Genomic DNA, 19,324 nt, shown 5'->3' on the forward strand with positions numbered 1-19,324 from the left:
CTGTCAGGGTGGAGCTTTGACGTTGTGGGGAGAGAAATCACTCATGTATTTAAGACAGGATACACGTCCCGTGAAAGTGGGAAACGTAACGATCGGTGGCAGTAACGAAGTCATTATCCAAAGTATGTGTACAACCAAAACGGCAGACGTTGAAGCAACGGTTGCAGAGATTCTGCGACTGGAAGAAGCGGGTTGTCAAGTGGTACGTGTAACGGTGAATAATGAGGAAGCTGCCGCAGCCATCAAGGAAATCAAAAAACGCATTAATATACCGCTCGTAGCGGACATTCATTTCAACTATAAGCTGGCTTTACTTGCGATTGAGAACGGCATTGATAAAGTTCGGATTAATCCAGGTAACATCGGTAAACGTGCCAAAGTGGAAGAAGTGGTTAAGGCTTGTAAAGACCGCGGCATTCCGATTCGGATTGGAGTAAATGCGGGGTCTTTGGAAAACCATCTCCTTGAGAAGTATGGGTATCCTACGGCAGATGCTATGGTAGAAAGTGCATTGTATCACATTGGTATTTTGGAAGAGCTTGATTTCCATGATATCATCGTGTCTCTCAAAGCATCGGATGTGCCGATGGCGATTGAGGCGTATACCAAAGCAGCTCAAATCATTCCGTATCCGTTGCATCTCGGGATTACCGAAGCAGGTACACTGTTCTCCGGTACGATCAAAAGCTCCGCAGGTATGGGAGCCTTATTGTCCATGGGTATTGGTTCTACGATGAGGATCTCACTGAGTGCGGACCCGGTAGAAGAAATTAAGGTCGCTCGTGATCTGCTCAAAACATTTGGACTCATCACAAATGCAGCTACATTGATCTCCTGCCCAACGTGTGGACGTTTGGATATCGACCTGTTCTCCATTGCCAACGAAGTGGAAGAGTATATCTCCAAACTGAAGGTGCCGATTAAAGTATCGGTGTTGGGTTGTGCGGTTAATGGTCCAGGTGAGGCCAAAGAAGCGGATATCGGAATTGCCGGTGCTCGTGGAGAAGGTCTCTTGTTCCGTCATGGTAAGATGATTCGTAAAGTGCCTGAAGAAATCATGGTTGAGGAATTAAAAAAAGAGATCGACAAAATCGTCGAAGCCTACGAAGAGACAGGTGTTATTCCTGGTCGTTCGCACTGATTGATTCATATCTTGTTACAGCAAAAGCTCGCCAGCGATGGCGGGCTTTTTATTTTCTCGCATACAAATTCCGCATCGCCCGTTTACGTCGCGTTGAAAAGGCTATACTACCAAGTATTAGCATGATCTCATATGAGAATAGCGACAAAATAGGAGGATGTGAAGACATGGAATTTGGTATGGTCATCATGTTGATTCAGTTATTTTTTGGAGTGGTGATTGGTTTGTATTTCTGGAACCTGCTGCGTGGTCAGAAAACAAACCGTAGTGCCGTTGAGCGTGAATCTCGCAAGGAACTGGAGAAGCTGCGCAAGCTGCGTTCGATCTCACTCACCAAGCCGCTGTCGGAGAAGACGCGTCCAGCTACCATTAACGATATTGTTGGGCAAAAAGACGGGCTACGTGCCCTTAAAGCTGCATTATGCAGTGCGAATCCGCAACATGTTATCATTTATGGCCCACCCGGAGTCGGGAAGACAGCTGCCGCAAGGGTCGTGTTGGAAGAAGCTAAAAAGAATCCAACATCGCCTTTCAAGCCAGACGCCAAATTCACGGAGCTGGATGCAACAACAGCCCGTTTTGATGAACGTGGTATTGCGGATCCCTTAATTGGTTCGGTCCACGATCCGATATATCAGGGAGCAGGAGCCATGGGCGTTGCAGGTATTCCCCAACCGAAACCGGGCGCTGTCACGAAAGCGCATGGGGGAATGCTTTTTATTGATGAGATTGGTGAATTGCATTCGATTCAGATGAATAAGCTGTTGAAAGTGTTGGAGGATCGCAAGGTGTTTTTGGAGAGTGCGTACTATAACTCGGAAGACACGCATACTCCTGCTTATATCCACGATATTTTTCAAAATGGCCTGCCGGCCGATTTCCGCCTTGTTGGAGCAACGACACGTTCGCCTCATGAACTGCCACCAGCTCTGCGTTCCCGCTGCATGGAAGTTTATTTCCGTCCTCTGTTGCCTGAGGAGATTGGGCAAATTGCAGAGGATGCTGTTCAGAAAATAGGGTTCAGTCCATGTCCGGATGCCGTTGATGTGGTCAAGCGATATGCAACCAATGGACGTGAAGCGGTCAATATCATCCAGCTGGCTGCTGGACTTGCGCTGACAGAGAAGCGTGAGACGCTTCAGGCGTCTGATGTGGAGTGGGTGGCGGGTAGCAGTCAGATTCAGCCACGGCCTGATCGGAAGGTCCCTACACAGCCGCAGGTGGGTTTTGTTAACGGCTTGGCGGTATACGGACCGAATATGGGAACCATTTTGGAGATCGAAGTATCTGCTGTTCCGGCTCTTAAAGATCAAGGCCGAATCAACATTACAGGCGTTGTGGATGAAGAAGAGATTGGAGGCGGTTCGCGTACACTCCGGCGAAAAAGTATGGCCAAAGGCTCGGTTGAAAATGTGTTAACCGTATTAAAAGCCATGGGTATTCGTCCGAATGATTACGATTTACACGTGAATTTCCCAGGTGGGACACCTATTGATGGTCCATCCGCCGGGATTGCCATGGCGACTGCCATTACATCAGCCATTCAGAGGCGTCCTGTGGATCATGAGACAGCGATGACTGGCGAGATCAGTATTCATGGTCGGGTTAAGCCTATCGGTGGCGTGCTGGCAAAGGTCGAGGCTGCCTTTCAGGCAGGAGCGAAGACCGTTATTATTCCCGCGGAGAACTGGCAGTCCATTTTTGAGAATCTGGATGGCTTGCGCGTTATCCCGGTAGATACGGTACAGGACGTATTCCGTGAAGTGTTCGCCTGGGTTCCGGAATCACAACAGATGGAACAAACGAAGCTTGCAGAGGAGACAGTTGCACCTGCACCGGAGATTTTTCCACCGGCATCCGCTTCCTATTTGCGTGCGGACGTGCCTCGTCCAGGACAGGTTACAGATTCGGGAAGCTGCTAAGCGCTTCCCTTCATTGGTTTTTTATGTGAACATTTGATAGAATAATGAATGACTACAACCTGAGAGCCATTGGAGGTGCGAAAGCGATGGGACCGAGCAAAGCGAAAGGTCGTCGTTTTCCTTTACTGCCTTTAAGAGGACTTCTCGTCTACCCGAGTATGGTACTGCATCTCGATGTGGGCCGGGAGAAATCGGTCAAGGCTTTAGAAAAAGCGATGGTAGAAGAACATCTGATTCTCCTATGTTCCCAAGCCGAAGTAAATATTGAAGAACCAACACAAGAGGACATTTTCAGAATCGGAACCGTGGCCAAGGTCAGACAGATGCTGAAGCTTCCGAACGGTACGATTCGTGTACTCGTTGAAGGCTTGGAACGGGCTGAAATTATTGAATATACGGACAACGAGGAATATTATGAAGTACTGGCTAAAGAGCTGCCTGAAGAGGAGAATACCCATCCGGAGACGGATGCCTTGATGCGTACCGTTCTGAACCAGTTCGAGAATTATATTAATCTGTCCAAAAAAGTGACACCAGAGACACTCGCAGCGGTGTCTGACATCGAAGAACCAGGGCGTCTGGCCGATGTCATCACGAGTCACCTGTCCTTGAAGATCAAGGATAAACAGGAAATTCTGGAGACCATCGACGTTCGGGAACGTCTGGAGAAATTGCTGGATATCCTGAACAATGAGCGCGAAGTGCTGGAGCTTGAACGCAAGATCAGCCAACGTGTGAAGAAACAGATGGAGAAAACGCAGAAGGAATATTATTTGCGCGAGCAGATGAAAGCGATCCAGAAAGAACTGGGTGAAAAAGAAGGCCGTGCGGGTGAGGTCGAGGAACTTCGCACTCAGATGGAAGAACTCGGCTTGCCGGACAAGGTGAAAGAAAAGGTCGAGAAAGAAATTGATCGACTGGAGAAAATGCCTGCAAGTTCAGCCGAGGGCGGAGTCATTCGCAACTACGTGGATTGGTTGCTTGGCCTTCCTTGGAGTCAGATGACAGCGGATGATCTGGATATCCAAAAAGCCGAAGATGTGCTCAATGCAGATCATTACGGACTGGAAAAACCCAAAGAACGTGTGCTTGAATATCTGGCTGTCCAGAAGCTCGTCAAGAAGCTCAAAGGACCAATTCTCTGTCTGGTCGGACCTCCAGGGGTCGGTAAAACATCACTTGCTCGTTCGATCGCGAGATCGCTAGGTCGGGAGTTTGTAAGAATATCTCTTGGCGGCGTGCGGGATGAAGCTGAGATTCGTGGTCACCGACGTACCTATGTCGGCGCCATGCCTGGACGTATCATCCAGGGGATGAAAACGGCAGGGTCACTTAATCCGGTATTCCTGCTGGACGAGATTGATAAGATGGCTTCAGACTTCCGCGGAGATCCTTCCGCAGCGTTACTTGAGGTACTTGATCCGGAACAAAATAATACGTTTAGTGATCATTTTGTAGAATTGCCGTTTGACTTATCCAACGTTATGTTTATAACAACTGCCAACACGGTACACAATATTCCGCGTCCATTGCTGGATCGGATGGAAATGCTCAACATCCCTGGTTATACGGAACTGGAGAAGCAACAAATTGCGAAAAACTATTTGTTGCCCAAACAGAAGCAGGACCATGGTTTGGAAGAAGAGCAATTGGAAATCCCGGATGACGCGTTGTTGCGTGTAATTCGTGAATATACACGGGAGTCAGGTGTGCGTAACCTGGAACAGCAGATGGCTTCGTTGTGCCGGAAAGCTGCCAAGAACATCGTATCTGGTGTGGAAGGTCAGATTAACATCTCATCCGATGAGATCAAAGATTACCTTGGACCTGGCAAGTTCCGTTATGGTATGGCCGAACTGGAAGATCAGATTGGTACCGTAACGGGTCTGGCGTGGACTGAAGTGGGTGGAGATACCCTTATCATTGAAGTGACTGTTGTGCCTGGAACAGGTAAATTGACTCTCACAGGTAAACTGGGGGATGTCATGAAGGAATCGGCACAAGCCGCATTCAGTTACACCCGTTCCAAAGCTACACAGCTAGGAATTTCGCCTGACTTCCATGAGAAAAACGATATCCATATCCACGTTCCGGAAGGAGCGATTCCGAAGGATGGTCCATCTGCCGGGATTACGATGGCAACAGCGTTAATCTCAGCCTTGACGAACAAACATGTGTCTAAGGATATCGCGATGACTGGTGAAATAACACTGCGTGGACGTGTACTGCCGATTGGTGGTCTGAAAGAGAAATCACTGGCGGCCCATCGTGCCGGCTATAAAAAAATATTATTGCCTAAGGATAACGAACGGGACCTGCGTGACATTCCAGACAGCATCAAGGAAGATGTGGAGTTTGTCCCTGTAGCCCATATGGATCAGGTATTGCAGCATGCACTTGTTGAGCAGACAGGAATTCACCTGTAATCCGCGTATCCAAAAGGTTCGTATGAAGATTAGACCGTTCTGCGGAGGCTTCGGCGTCCGCTGGAACGGTTTTTTTGGTATGATAGAACAATCCATGGCATAATACCTTCAACAGGTGATGCATAGCACAGGCGTTTAAGAGAGGAAAGATACAATATGAAAGTAAATCAATCTGAATTTATTATCAGTGCCGTTCGGCCTGAACAATACCCCGAGGACGGTCTGCCAGAGATTGCTTTGGCGGGACGCTCCAATGTGGGGAAATCTTCCCTGATCAACCGTTTGATCAATCGTAAAAACTTGGCTCGGACGAGCTCAACACCGGGTAAGACACAGCAACTCAACTATTATAAAATTAATCAGGATCTCTACTTCGTCGATTTCCCGGGATATGGCTACGCTAAAGTTTCCAAAGAGCAACGCTTTGCCTGGGGCAAAATGATGGAGAAATATTTGTTGGGGCGCGAGGAATTGAAACTGGTCATGCAGATGGTTGATATGAGACATGAACCGTCCAAAGAGGACAAGATGATGAACGAATGGCTTCGTCATAATGGACTGCCTTTGGTTGTCGTAGCAACCAAGATGGACAAGATTCCAAAAACCCGCAGAGCCAAATATATCAAAGTCATTAAGGAATCACTGGGTCTTCGTTCAGGGGATTTGTTTGTGCCGTTTTCATCCGAAGAGGGATTGGGGAAAGAAGAGTTATGGGACATCATTACCCGCCATGCCCGCATAGATAAGTATGCACCAGTGCTGGATGCAGAGGGTGCTTCTGATGAGGAAGAAACCAACGGAATTAACGGATAACCGAGATAGTATACCGTTTTAGTGCAGGAAAGTGAGCATGCTAAATGAATCTTTGATGAGATCCAGATTAATCCGGTTTTTTAAGGAATTTCGTGAGAATTTATCATCTGGGTCTGGAGAAAATAACGTTAGGGTAGTGTATAATGAGCATAGGTGCATATTGCCAACAGTACCAAAATTACCGGCCATGCCGGCCTGAAGAATTTTGAGATGACTGCTACATGTGCAGGAAGGCAAAACAATCGGGAAAGAATTGAGGGATTTGTATGGCTCAGCGGTTAGCCACAGAGTACGTTAAGGCCACTATGAAATTGTCAGAACCCCAGATGCATCAGTTTTTGCGCATGACAGAAGACGGCAGGCTTCATCACCGGGTTAAGGTGTTGGACAATGGTTGTCAGGAGGTTGTGCTGGGGGATGTAAGTGGAGAAGAAGTGCATTTCCCTTTTGACCGCATAGAAGGGTTTTATATCTGTGAATTATCTTGCCGCCTGGTGAATCTGCATCTGACCAACGTTGTCCGGAAGCTCTTTGTGACTTTTAAGGGTGACGGGGTCGTTCATCGGATCTATAAAGGGTTCACCATGACGTATGTTTATGCTCAAGGCACTGTCCGCAAAATTGTGGAGAAGACCGGGGAGAACACCCGAGTGATCTATGAATACAAAAATACGTTGCTTGAATTGCAACATCTGTTCCAGGCCAGAGATGTAGAACGCGAAATCAACCGTGTGTATGCCGAGATCGATTCACTACTGGACACTAGAAAAGATGCGACTGCTGGTCAGCTCCATCAGATTGATGAGACCCTTGCTCGTCATCAAAAACGGTTGTTTGAGCTTGAAGCTTATTAACTTAAAATTGTATGTTTATAAACGTATATGTATATAATGAATTCCCTTGTATCTTCCGGGCAGTGGCACTCGCCAATGTGGAGGTTGCAGGGGGATTTTTTGATGTGAGATGGAATATTCCGAATTGGAAATATTTATTTTACAATCTTCTGGAAAAGGGTTGATTTCACTCTGATTCAATGTTATTTTTAATCTCGTTGAAAACAATATAGGAACCAGGATTCACTCAGGACATTATATGTTGCGAGAGATTTTTCCCTCGGGAAGTGAATGACGTAGGTCCTAGCGGATGAAATTTTTCAAACATTTTATTCCTAGGAAGGGGGAACCGAAGGATGGAATATTCAACTTTCGGAAGACACGTTGCTGTTGATACTTGGGGTGTCGACTTTAATCTACTGAATAATGCAGAGTATTTGGAAGCCCAAATGGTTGAAGCAGCGGAGGCATGTGGCGCGACAGTGATGTCCGTACAATCCAAGCAGTTTGATCCACAGGGAGCGACCGTACTTGTACTATTGTCTGAGAGCCATCTCTCCATTCATACGTATCCTGAGAGAGGTTTTGCAGCGATTGATTGTTACACTTGTGGGGAGACTGTAGATCCACAGCTTGCTATTGACTACCTGGTATCCGTATTAAAGCCTGAAAAAACGTATGCAAAGAAGTTGGTACGTGGTTTGGGCGAATTGCAAGTTGAAACACCAGACATGAACAACCAGATTGAACGGGTTTAAATAAAAAGTATATTGCATACACAAATGTTCACATATCGGGATGGACACATAACCTCCCAAACTCTAATAGTCATGGAATAATTCCATGGCTATTTGTTTTAATATGCGTATCGTTATGAATATTCATAATCGGCACTTTTTAACGCATAACGGTGAACTTTGGTGAGACACTACAATAAATGACAGTGCATATGATGATGAACATGGTGATTTCATAAACATTTCATAAAAATGACCCGGTCACGGCTATGATGTGTGATATAATTAACCTTGTCAATCATAAATGGATAGACATATGCAGTAAGCACTTTGATTGGAAATTTATTAGGCAGGTGAACTTGCAATGCACATCGTTGTCGTTGGTTTGAATTATCGCACGGCGCCTGTAGAGGTTAGGGAACGATTCACATTTGCAGAAAAGGATTTGTCTGAAGCGCTGCAGCAGCTCAAGCTGACCAAGAGTGTATTGGAAGGTGTAATCGTAGCCACATGTAACCGTACCGAGTTGTATGTTGTGGTGGACCGTCTTCACATGTGTGGTTATTTTATTCGAACATTCATGGAACAATGGTTTAACGTACCACGGGAAGAATTTACGCAACACTTATATATATATGAAGATGATCAAGCCATGCGCCACTTGTTCCGTGTCATCTGCGGACTAGATTCTATGGTCATCGGTGAGACTCAGATTCTTGGACAGGTGAAACAGGCTTTTCTTAAAGCGCAGGAAGAGAAATCAACAGGTACCTGGTTTAATATGCTGTTCAAACAGGCTGTTACGCTGGGCAAACGGGCACATTCGGAGACTTCCATCGGGGAGAGCGCCGTATCTGTCAGTTATGCTGCTGTTGAACTCGGTAAGAGGATTTTTGGCATGTTCACAGACAAGAAGGTGCTCATTTTGGGTGCCGGCAAGATGAGTGAACTAACCGTGAAACATCTCTATGCCAACGGGGCATCCGAGGTCATCGTGGCGAATCGCACGCTCGCAAGAGCTGAAGAATTGGCAGCCAAGTTCCGGGGGACACCTTGTACCATGGAACAGGCACTAGATCGACTTAATGAAGTTGATATTGTGATTAGTTCCACTGGAGCTGAACGTTATGTCATGGATGCAGCAGTGGTACGAGAGAGCATGAAGCGTCGTCAATCTCGTCCATTGTTCCTGATTGATATTGCGGTTCCACGCGATATTGATCCGGCGATTGGTGAATTATCCAACGTATTTCTCTATGACATTGATGATCTGGAAGGAATCGTGGAGAGCAACCTGGAGATGCGTAAGGTGGAAGCTGCCAAAATTGAGAGAATGATTGAGCTTGAGATGGAGGATTATTACCATTGGCTCAAAACGTTGGGTGTTCGTCCCGTTATTCGGGCTTTGCAGGAAAAAGGTGTCTCCATTCATGAAGAAACGATGGATAGCCTGTTTAATAAGCTGCCTGAGCTGGATGAACATCAACGTAAAGTCATTCGTCGTTTGACCAAGAGTATTGTGAACCAAATGACGACAGATCCGATTAATCGGATTAAGGAAATGGCAGGCACGAAGCAAGGTGATGAAGCTCTGCGCATGTTTACTCAGATTTTCGCTCTCGAAGATGCAGTAGAGATGGCCGCTGAAAAAGTGAGTCAGAGTGATGCTACAGCTCTGGCGAAACCAGCCGCTCACCTTAACGAAAACCGGCAAGACCCCGTGCCGGCTTATGCTCCGGCAGGCGTATAAGGCGGGTGGGCAGCTTGACCCTTGCTGAACAAGTTTATGAAGCTCTAATCTATATGTATGCCCTGAGCCTACTGTTCTATTTCTCGGACTGCATTCGACGCAATGCGGGGGCGAAGCGGACAGGCACAGGGTTCCTTGTCGTTGTTTGGGGATTGCAGGTAACGCATGTCATATTGCGCATGTGGACTGAAGGCCATTTCCCCATCTATACCACCTTTGATTTTTTGTTTATATTTTCATTCAGTATTGTGCTGATGTCTCTCGTCATGACTCGCATCCAGCGTTCCGAATTTGTGATTTTGTTGCTGAATGTTGTAGGTTTTTCCGTTACGGTATTAAACCGACTGTGGTTTACGGCCGGAGAGATATCACTGCATAACTGGCAAACGGTACATGGATTACTCATTATGCATATTACCTTGGCGAATCTTGGTTTTGCGGCGTTAACCGTTGCTACGGTATTTGCCATGTTATATCTGTTCCTGCACCGTAAGTTGAAGAAAAAAAAGTGGAATGATACGATGCGACGGATGCCAAGCCTGGAAGTGATCGGCAAATACATGGATGGTGCTAATTTCATAGGTACACCGCTCCTTGGCGTTTCTGTGATGCTTGCCGTATTATCCATTGTGGCGGAAAGACGCTGGATTCTACTCTTGGATCTCAAAGTTATTGCGACAGGTCTTGCTATAGCCATCTATGTGGGGTACTTCGTATCCAAGAGAAGGAAACAGTTCTCTACAATTATCATGGCAAGATGGACACTGATTGGGTACGGATTTGTCATTATAAGTTTTTTATCCAATGCGTATTCAGCGTTTCATCGCTGGACGGGAGAGTGAAGGGGATGGACCGTTACACGCCGATATTTGTGAATACTTCAGGCAAGAAATGCTGCGTGGTTGGTGGTGGACGTGTTGCCGAACGTAAAATTAAGGGATTACTGCATGCTGAGGCACAGATTACGGTCATTAGTCCGGAGCTTACTCCCGTATTAAAACAACTGCATCATGAATTCCGAATTCAATGGATAGACCGGTCCTACCGCAATGGAGATTTGCGGGGGGCCTTTCTCGTATATGCAGCGACTGACCATTCAGAGGTCAATTCAACTGTGGTTCGGGATGCGGAGGCTGCGGGCATATTGGTGAATAACGCAATGTCTTCGGAGCACAGCAGCTTTATTACGCCAAGCGTGGTAAGGCGTGGAAGATTAAGCATAGCGATATCCACAGCAGGAGCGGGACCGGCAGCAGCTGCGGAGATACGTGCCACACTCGAACGACAGTTCGGTGATGAGTATGAGACGTACCTTGAGTTTTTGCACCAGATGAGGACTGAGGTGAAGTCACGCGTATCTTCTTCAAGTCTCAGAAGTACGTTGCTTCGGCAATTAACTGAAATGCACATATTAGAAGATATTCGTAAAGGCCATTTTCGGTGGTGGACCGAAGAAGAAATCGGGGACTGGATATCCCGTAATCAGGAGGAAGTGTAGATATGCGTACAATTAAAGTTGGAAGTAGACAGAGCGCGCTTGCGCTAACCCAGACAGGCCATGTCATTCAGGATTTACGCGATATTTGTGAGCGGGAAGGATTAGCTTTTGACTTTGAAGTACATAAGATTGTTACCAAGGGAGATCTCATTCTGGATGTAACGTTGTCAAAAGTGGGAGGCAAAGGTCTGTTTGTCAAAGAGATTGAACAGGCGATGCTTGATCGTACGATTGATATGGCTGTGCATAGTATGAAGGATATGCCTTCCGAGTTACCCGAAGGATTAATCAATGGTGCTATTCCTCGTCGTGCAGATCCACGGGACGCGCTGATCTCCAATGGTGGACTTACTCTAGATCAACTGCCAGAAGGAGCTAGAGTCGGAACAAGCAGTCTGCGCCGGTCGAGTCAATTAAAGGCCTATCGTCCAGATTTGCAATTGGAATCGATTCGCGGCAATATTGATTCCCGTCTGCGGAAGCTGGAGACCGAAGGATTCGATGCGATTATTCTGGCAGCTGCAGGATTGTACCGTATGGGCTGGGAAGACCGGATCACAGAGTACCTGACGGAAACAGCTTGCCTTCCGGCAGTAGGTCAAGGCGCGCTTGGTATCGAATGTCGTGAAGACGATGAGGAACTGTTGCACTTACTGCAGCTGTATAACGATCCCGAGACAGCATTTCCTGTACAGGCGGAACGCCGTTTTCTCAGTGTATTAAATGGGGGCTGCCAGGTTCCGATTGGTGCTCATGCGGTGTGGGTGCCTCAGCAAGATGCAGATTCCCTGAATGGTGAAAACACGTTACAATTAACAGGTATGGTCGGCACACCGGATGGTGGACTGATTCTTAAGGAAGCTATGATCGGCAAGGACCCGGTTCGTCTGGGAGAAGAAGTGGCTTGGAGATTGATCGAACGGGGTGCAGAGCAGATACTGGCAGAAGTTAGGGGATGAAGACATGGTGGGAAAGGTCTTTTTGGTAGGGGCAGGTCCTGGGGATGCAAAGCTGATTACGGTAAAAGGGTGGGAATCCATCGGGAAAGCCGATGCTGTAGTCTATGATCGTTTGGCAAGTCCGAGATTGTTGAAACAAATGAAACCCGGCGCAGTCAAGATTTACGTGGGCAAGCGCCCGGATCGGCATACGATGAAACAGGAAGAGATCAATCAACTGTTGGTTGATCTGGCTCTTGAAGGCAAGGTTGTGGTTCGGCTTAAGGGCGGCGATCCAACTATCTTTGGACGCGTGGGCGAAGAGGCGGGTTTGCTGCACAAAAACGGAATTCCGTTTGAGATTGTACCTGGGGTTACCGCTGCAATAAGTGTACCTGCGTATGCCGGAATTCCTGTGACTCACCGTGACTATGCATCTTCCATCTCTATTATTACGGGGCACGAGAGTCCGGACAAGCTTGATCGCAGTATCCATTGGGATAAAGTGACGAATGCAACGGGCACACTTGTATTTATGATGGGGGTTGCCAAAATTGGATATATCAGCGAACAATTGATTCGTCATGGTCGTCCAGCGCAAACACCGGTAGCTCTGATTCGTTGGGGAACACGAGCGGAACAGGATACCCTTACAGGTACCCTTGAGGATATAGAAGCGAAAGTGATCGCAGCCAATTTCCAACCACCAGCTGTTATTGTGGTGGGAGATGTCGTCAATCAGCGGGAACAATTGAAATGGGCAGAAGCGCTGCCGCTATTTGGCAAACGAATTCTGGTAACCCGTGCTCGCAGTCAAGCGAGTGAACTGGTGAATCGCATTGAGGAACTCGGCGGCGAACCGTATGAGTTTCCGGTCATTGAGACGGTCATGCCGTCCAGTGAATCTGCCAAGCAAAGTGTCAAAGACGCCTTCAGTGCTTTAAATACCTATGACTGGGTGTTTTTCACAAGTGTGAACGGCGTGGAGTTTTTCTTCCGCCATCTGGAACAGGAAGGCAAGGATATTCGTTCGATTCATCAAGCGAGAATTACTGCCGTAGGACCTTCCACAGCGGACGCTTTGCGCAAACATGGCATCGTAGCTGAAGTTGTCAAAGGTCCTTTCCAGGCCGAAGGCATGCTTGAGGCTTTTGAAAGCGAGCTGAAGGAAGGCCAGAAAGTACTGCTTCCGCATGGTGATCTTGCACGTACGTGGTTACGTGACCAGTTGAGAGAAAGAGGGCTTCAGGTCACCGAAGCCATCACCTACGATACGATCCTCGCTGGTGAGGATGATGACGAACTACTCAAGCTACTTGAAGAAGGTGGTATTCATGCGGTGACCTTTACAAGTTCATCGACAGTTACCAATTTCATGAGTATGTTGAAACGTATGGGGTTGCAAGATCCACTGCCTTTATTGAAAGATGTGGAGGTTGCGTGTATCGGGCCTGTTACAGCGAAAACGGCAGAAGCCGCTGGACTAAAGGTTACACTGATGGCAGAGGAAGCAACGATGGATAGCTTGATCACAGTGTTATGCGACTGGAAACGGACAGGCACCAAAGAAGGCGCTCTTCGAAATTAATACACATGTAATCATGTCAACATATGAAGCGTGCTGAATTCGATAGGATACCAGCGCGCTTCCCTTTTTGCTCTATTTAACTTTCAGGGAGGTTTTACTCGTATGAGTTTTCCAATTGTACGGCATCGCCGTTTACGTCAATCCACAGGTATTCGCAATATGGTCAGAGAGACCCATCTAACTGTGGACGACTTTATTCAACCGATCTATGTGACGTATGGAGAAAATGTGAAATCTGAAATTAAATCCATGCCTGGCGTATTCCGCTTCTCGCTGGATCGTCTTCAGGAGGAAGTAACGGAAATTGCCGAGCTGGGAATTCCAGCCGTGTTATTGTTTGGTATTCCCGAGACGAAGGACAGTGTGGGTTCATCTGGCTTCGCTGAAGATGGCATTGTGCAGGAAGCGACGAGATTGATCAAATCCTGGTATCCAGAACTGCTGGTTGTTGCGGATACTTGTCTGTGTGAATTCACGGATCACGGTCACTGCGGTATGGTACACACCGTGGAGATTGACGGTCACATCTGCGGAGATGTGTTAAATGACGAATCACTTGATCTGCTCGTGAAAACGGCAGTGTCTCAAGCCAAAGCAGGAGCGGACATTATTGCACCATCCAACATGATGGATGGATTTGTACAAGCGATCCGCGCGGGGCTGGATGAGAATGGATTCAGTCACATTCCGATTATGTCTTACTCTGTTAAATATGCATCCGCGTTCTATGGTCCATTCCGTGAAGCTGCGGATTCCACACCACAATTCGGAGACCGCAAGTCATATCAGATGGACCCGGCGAACGCGCGTGAAGCCTTGCGTGAAGCAGAGACGGATGTGCTCGAAGGAGCGGATATGCTAATGGTTAAACCTTCGCTGTCCTATCTTGATGTCATGCGTACGATTAAGGATCAATTTGATCTTCCGCTTGTTGCCTATAATGTAAGTGGCGAGTATGCCATGGTGAAGGCGGCGGCGATTCAAGGCTGGATCGATGAGAAAAAAGTTGCCATGGAAATCCTGCTCAGCATGAAACGCGCAGGTGCAGATATGATCATTACCTACTACGGAAAAGACGCTTCACGCTGGTTGGCTGAGAAATAAAATAAATACATTGAGGAGGATATTCATGACTGCACAACAAGGTAATCGTCGCAATGATGAGCGCTCACGCAGCGCGTTTGAGGAAGCGAAGCAGTACATACCCGGGGGTGTGAACAGCCCTGTACGCGCATTCAAATCGGTGGGACTTACTCCGATCTATGCAGAACGTGGTGAAGGGTCCAAAATCTACGATATTGATGGCAATGTTTTTATTGACTATGTGGGATCGTGGGGCCCACTCATTATGGGACATGCACACCCTGACGTTGTAGAAGCTTTGCGTGAGACAGCCCTCAAAGGAACAAGCTTTGGTGCGCCTACCTTGCTGGAGACCGAGATGGCAAAACTGGTCTGTGAGCGTGTACCTTCTATCGATATCGTGCGGATGGTTAATTCTGGAACTGAAGCAACGATGAGTGCCATTCGACTGGCACGCGGGGTAACCGGACGCAGTAAAATTCTGAAGTTTGAAGGATCATATCATGGACATGCAGACAGCTTGCTGATCAAGGCTGGCTCAGGTGTTGCAACGCTGGGTCTTCCAGATAGTCCAGGCGTGCCTGAAGGCGTAGCTGTGAATACCATTACGGTGCCTTATAACGATCTGGAGTCCGTGAGACTTGCTTTTGAACGTTATGGTGGAGAACTGGCCGCTGTTATTGTGGAGCCTGTGGCAGGTAACATGGGGGTTGTTCCTCCGGCTTCCGGTTTCCTTGAAGGCCTGCGGAGTTTGACGACCCAATATGGCAGCCTGCTTATTTTTGACGAAGTCATGACCGGTTTCCGCGTAGGGTTGAACTGTGCTCAGGGACGATATGGGGTTACACCTGACCTGACTTGTCTGGGTAAAGTTATCGGTGGCGGACTCCCGGTTGGTGCTTATGGTGGCCGTCGGGATCTGATGGAACAGATTGCTCCAACAGGACCGATCTATCAGGCAGGTACATTGAGCGGGAATCCGCTGGCTATGGCAGCAGGGTATACAACGCTCAAATTGTTAACACCAGAGGTCTATGACCGTCTGGAGACATTGTCTGCACGTCTGCAAGCCGGATTCGAGAAAAATGCAGCTGAGACGGGTATTGCGATAACCATTAACCGTGTGGGTTCCATGGTTTGTCCATTCTTCAGTGCCGTTCCAGTAACCAATTATGATATTGCCAAAGAAAGCAATCTGGATCAATTCCGTCGTTATTTTGCGGCCATGATTGATCAAGGTGTGAGTGTTGCGCCTTCGCAATACGAAGGTATGTTTGTCTCTGGTGTGCACACGGAGCAGGATATTGACGATACGATTGAGGCGAATCGTAAAGCTCTTCAATCGCTATGACCATCAAAAGTTGGAAACGCCGCGGGGAATGGCTTGAGCTGATGCCAGGGAAAGCCGTAACAGGCAGTTCGGACAAATCGATGGCTGCAGAGCAATGGCTATTGTCTGAACTTCAGTTTCCGGAGAAACTGCTCCGTCAGCTGAAAGCAAACCGAGGAATACAACTTGCAGGGGACCGGCTTCGGCTGGCCCTTTTTGCGTCCCAGCCAATCGATGTCGAGCCACGCTGGGCTGATGTGGATGTATTGTATGAGGACGATTTCTGTCTGGTTATGCACAAACCGGCAGGCATGAAACTGCATCCAGATGGAAGCCGTGCCGATCAGGCCATCACGCTGGATCATGTGGTTGCCTCTTATTATGAAATGAACGGAATCCAGGCGAGCGTACGCCATGTTCATCGACTGGACGAGGATACAACCGGACCTGTCCTGTATGCCAAAAATGCTTTTGCCCTCGCCAAACTGGATGAAGCGATGCGTCGCAAAGAGATTGGCCGCCATTATGTAGCCATTGCAGGTGGACAAATCCCCCCTGAACTCCACAAAATTGATGCTCCGATTGGCAAGGATAGACATCACAAACAGCGCAGGCGTGTCTCGGAAGGTGGACAGGAAGCTGTTACTCATGTGGAGATCGTCGAAGTGTGGGAACAAGCAACCCTTGTACGATTAAAGCTGGATACAGGACGCACACACCAAATTCGTGTACACCTGAGTTACGCGGGACATCCGCTTATTGGTGATGCGTTGTATGGAGGTAGAGCGGATGCCATTGGACGACAAGCACTTCACGGAGAGATGCTTAAGTTTAGTCATCCGTTAACCGGAGCGATGATTGAAGTGAACGACCCTTGGCCATCCGACTTCACACAATTGGCAGAGCGAGAGCGTCAAAATTATTAATACACTATATAAGTTCGACTAACTATTTACACGAAAACAGAGAGGACAGAAACAACCAGAAGAAGCAAAGCGTTCGCCTAAAAGCTTTCTGAAAGAAAGCTGCTTCGGAAGCATAAGCTATCCCCGGATTTTCCCTTTATAAAAAGGAATGAAAAAAATCTGGGGATAACAGCGATCAGAAGGTTGTTCTGTCATTGGAGTGACAGTGTAAATAATCATGAGGTGAACATATATAGCAAGGTTTTTCAAAAGGTGGCATGCTCCTCTCATTCAAGGCATATAGATGGGGTAACGAAGGATTTGGACCATGGATCAGTCCCATGAGAAGGATCATGGTGAACATATGCCGAAAGGAGGACGCCACCTTTGTTGAATCAACCTTATGGTTTGCGGTTCGATATTTATGAGCGCGTTCATTTGTCTGAGGGAGTTCCTGCGATTGAGGAATTGGAGGAGATTGAACTATACCCACGCATTCAAGTCATAGGGCAGGATGATCATGCCACATTAAGAGGGCATCTTTTACTTACAGGTGCGTACAGAGGAGAAAATGAGGCTTCAGAGGAGCTCAAACATTTCATTCCCGTGGAGATCACAGTGCCGCTGAACCGGGTCAGATCGATTGAGGATATTTCCATCGAGATCGAAAATTTTGACGTGGATCTGTTATCCAATCGCAGTCTGAACATTACAGGCGTGTTGTCGCTACGAGGTATCGAAGGTTTTCCTGTTGAAGAGCCACAAGTGTGGTCAGCAGATGAGTTTACAGTTGTTCATTCACCTGATGCTCAGCAATCCAACCGTTCCGATGAAGCAGCACAGGCAGGTAGCGATCCCAACACATTTGCACAAGAGTACCTGCTCCAGCGGAGTGAGGAAGAGAGACTTGCGAATGCAGCAGAACTTGCCTATGGTGCTCCGGAATTCGCTGACCTGTCCACAAGGGAAGAGACATTAAGGAATAGCGAAGAATGGCAGCAAGAATATGCGGATTCGTCTTCGGTCGAGCCACTTCAGTCCGAGGAGCAAAGTGCGGAGTACGCTAACGAAAACAGACAACCTGATGCAAACGAAGATCCTGCATCTCTGACAGCGAATGGAGATGAATTGGCACCTCATGAGCAATACAGCGAACCTTCTCCGATCTCGTCATTTATGGCAGAGACTGCAGATCGATTAGCTTCTTACCCTGAGTCGGAACCATTGCTGCCTCTGGAAGATGAGTCTTCGGGTTGGTCCGAGCCTTCCGTGGATGTATTACCTGCGAACTCGAGAGGTGGAGATCAAGCAGTCTCAGAGCCTGCAGCTCAATCATCTAATGAGTTGGCAGCACCGGATGTACCGGACGCACCAGAGGTATGGCACTTCGAATCAGCGAGATCTGTACCTCAGCAGGAGAATCAGGCAGTTGCCGATGTTCCGGTTGAATCACAGGCGGAGAACTGGCAAGGTGTATTTGCTTCGTCCGAACCAGGCAACGCTGAGGAAGACCGACCGTCTTTTGAAGCGACTGGGGTAGACGAGTTTGTACAGAACGAAGCATTTGTTCCTGAACCTGTGGCTGAGACGGAAGACAAGCCGGAGCTGAAGGTTGCTTTTGGCAGCAAAAAAGAATCCGCACCACGGCAAGAAGAGGGCGTAGGTATCTCTTCCTTGTTATCCTCGGGCAGAGCGGCACGCGATGCTGAAGTGGAGCGAGGCGATGAGGTTCCTGCGGGTGTGGTACAGGAAGAAACTTATCCAGCTGATGATGTGGAATGGAAGAACCTGTTCCTGGGAACGATCGTGGACCAGACCCCGTTCCGCAAGGTGAAACTTTGCATCGTTCAGCGAGAAGATACACTGGATGCCATTGCAGATCGATATCAATTGAGCACGAGGGAACTTCAGTTGTATAACCGATTATCTGAGCAGGTTGTGGAAGAAGGTCAGATATTGTACATCCCTTAATCCGTAGTTAAAGCCTTCGTTACGACCCGTGATCCCCTTGAGGATTGCGGGTTTTTGCATGATTCGTCCTAAACCTGCATTCCAGCGCTCTTTATCCGCTGTTGTCAGGTTGACTATCGCGCACGAGCAAGGTATGATGTGTGTAGGTTTTTTGAAGAACAACGTGGAACGGGAGTAGTAGACAGTATGACCTTTCAGAGAGTGGAATTGCAACGCTGTGAGATTCCGCAGGAACCAACTGATCGAAGTCGCCCGGGAGTTGCCTGTTTGAATACAAGGGATGAATGAGATCTATCGTCATTTATTACTGAGGTAGGATGGGCCGGTAGCAGCCGTTATCTGCTTGAAGTGTCACGTCATGTACAGAGGGTGAAGTCTATCTTGCTGTA

The 19,324-nt window shown here is 47.8% G+C and carries 15 protein-coding genes and 1 other annotated feature (1 of these 16 only partly in view); all 15 genes read left to right on the forward strand.

All coding sequences use genetic code 11. The features are described from left to right. Positions 1 to 43: 43 nt before the first annotated feature. A complete protein-coding gene (gene ispG, locus MHB71_RS00450) occupies positions 44 to 1,141 on the forward strand; it encodes a flavodoxin-dependent (E)-4-hydroxy-3-methylbut-2-enyl-diphosphate synthase (protein ID WP_017692591.1) in 1,098 nt (365 codons plus the stop codon). Positions 1,142 to 1,308: 167 nt separating this feature from the next. Further along, positions 1,309 to 3,063 carry an ATP-dependent protease LonB gene (lonB, locus tag MHB71_RS00455; protein WP_253502915.1) on the forward strand — a complete coding sequence of 585 codons (1,755 nt, stop codon included), beginning with the start codon at positions 1,309 to 1,311 and terminating at the stop codon, positions 3,061 to 3,063. Between the two features lie 86 nt (positions 3,064 to 3,149). Next, positions 3,150 to 5,489, forward strand: coding sequence for an endopeptidase La (gene lon / locus MHB71_RS00460; RefSeq protein ID WP_036605889.1), 2,340 nt, complete (start codon positions 3,150 to 3,152; stop codon positions 5,487 to 5,489). A gap of 156 nt (positions 5,490 to 5,645) precedes the next feature. Then, entirely contained in the window at positions 5,646 to 6,302 is a 657-nt protein-coding gene (gene yihA, locus MHB71_RS00465; RefSeq protein ID WP_036605890.1) for a ribosome biogenesis GTP-binding protein YihA/YsxC, read from the forward strand. Between the two features lie 266 nt (positions 6,303 to 6,568). Further along, positions 6,569 to 7,156, forward strand: coding sequence for a non-ribosomal peptide synthetase module (locus MHB71_RS00470; protein ID WP_340028522.1), 588 nt, complete (start codon positions 6,569 to 6,571; stop codon positions 7,154 to 7,156). A gap of 335 nt (positions 7,157 to 7,491) precedes the next feature. Further along, positions 7,492 to 7,893 carry an adenosylmethionine decarboxylase gene (speD, locus tag MHB71_RS00475; RefSeq protein ID WP_047841191.1) on the forward strand — a complete coding sequence of 134 codons (402 nt, stop codon included), beginning with the start codon at positions 7,492 to 7,494 and terminating at the stop codon, positions 7,891 to 7,893. Positions 7,894 to 8,236: 343 nt separating this feature from the next. Beyond that, on the forward strand, positions 8,237 to 9,622 hold the full coding sequence (gene hemA / locus MHB71_RS00480; protein WP_036605893.1) for a glutamyl-tRNA reductase: 1,386 nt from the start codon (positions 8,237 to 8,239) through the stop codon (positions 9,620 to 9,622). A gap of 53 nt (positions 9,623 to 9,675) precedes the next feature. Further along, positions 9,676 to 10,464: a cytochrome c biogenesis protein CcsA gene (ccsA, locus tag MHB71_RS00485; protein ID WP_047841339.1), complete on the forward strand. Its 789-nt coding sequence runs from the start codon at positions 9,676 to 9,678 to the stop codon at positions 10,462 to 10,464. Positions 10,465 to 10,469: 5 nt separating this feature from the next. Continuing rightward, on the forward strand, positions 10,470 to 11,120 hold the full coding sequence (locus tag MHB71_RS00490) for a bifunctional precorrin-2 dehydrogenase/sirohydrochlorin ferrochelatase (RefSeq protein ID WP_340028523.1): 651 nt from the start codon (positions 10,470 to 10,472) through the stop codon (positions 11,118 to 11,120). Positions 11,121 to 11,122: 2 nt separating this feature from the next. Continuing rightward, a complete protein-coding gene (hemC, locus tag MHB71_RS00495) occupies positions 11,123 to 12,079 on the forward strand; it encodes a hydroxymethylbilane synthase (protein ID WP_036605896.1) in 957 nt (318 codons plus the stop codon). A gap of 4 nt (positions 12,080 to 12,083) precedes the next feature. After that, the gene (gene cobA, locus MHB71_RS00500; protein WP_340028524.1) at positions 12,084 to 13,646 is read left to right on the forward strand and encodes a uroporphyrinogen-III C-methyltransferase; all 1,563 of its coding nucleotides are present in this window, start codon (positions 12,084 to 12,086) and stop codon (positions 13,644 to 13,646) included. A 102-nt stretch (positions 13,647 to 13,748) separates the two neighbouring features. Further along, on the forward strand, positions 13,749 to 14,750 hold the full coding sequence (hemB, locus tag MHB71_RS00505) for a porphobilinogen synthase (RefSeq protein ID WP_076216943.1): 1,002 nt from the start codon (positions 13,749 to 13,751) through the stop codon (positions 14,748 to 14,750). Positions 14,751 to 14,775: 25 nt separating this feature from the next. Then, positions 14,776 to 16,080 carry a glutamate-1-semialdehyde 2,1-aminomutase gene (gene hemL / locus MHB71_RS00510; RefSeq protein ID WP_338706907.1) on the forward strand — a complete coding sequence of 435 codons (1,305 nt, stop codon included), beginning with the start codon at positions 14,776 to 14,778 and terminating at the stop codon, positions 16,078 to 16,080. Beyond that, positions 16,077 to 16,985 (forward strand): RluA family pseudouridine synthase, encoded by a 909-nt coding sequence (locus MHB71_RS00515; RefSeq protein ID WP_340028525.1) that lies wholly within the window; start codon positions 16,077 to 16,079, stop codon positions 16,983 to 16,985. Before hemL ends, MHB71_RS00515 begins: the two co-directional genes overlap by 4 nt. A 366-nt stretch (positions 16,986 to 17,351) precedes the next feature. Further along, positions 17,352 to 18,935, forward strand: a complete 1,584-nt coding sequence (locus MHB71_RS00520) for a LysM peptidoglycan-binding domain-containing protein (protein WP_340028526.1) — start codon at positions 17,352 to 17,354, stop codon at positions 18,933 to 18,935. Between the two features lie 155 nt (positions 18,936 to 19,090). Continuing rightward, positions 19,091 to 19,324: a binding site (T-box leader), on the forward strand; it runs 48 nt beyond the window's last position.

This window comes from Paenibacillus sp. FSL H7-0940, assembly GCF_037979415.1.
GTDB classification, from domain to species: Bacteria; Bacillota; Bacilli; order Paenibacillales; family Paenibacillaceae; genus Paenibacillus; species Paenibacillus amylolyticus.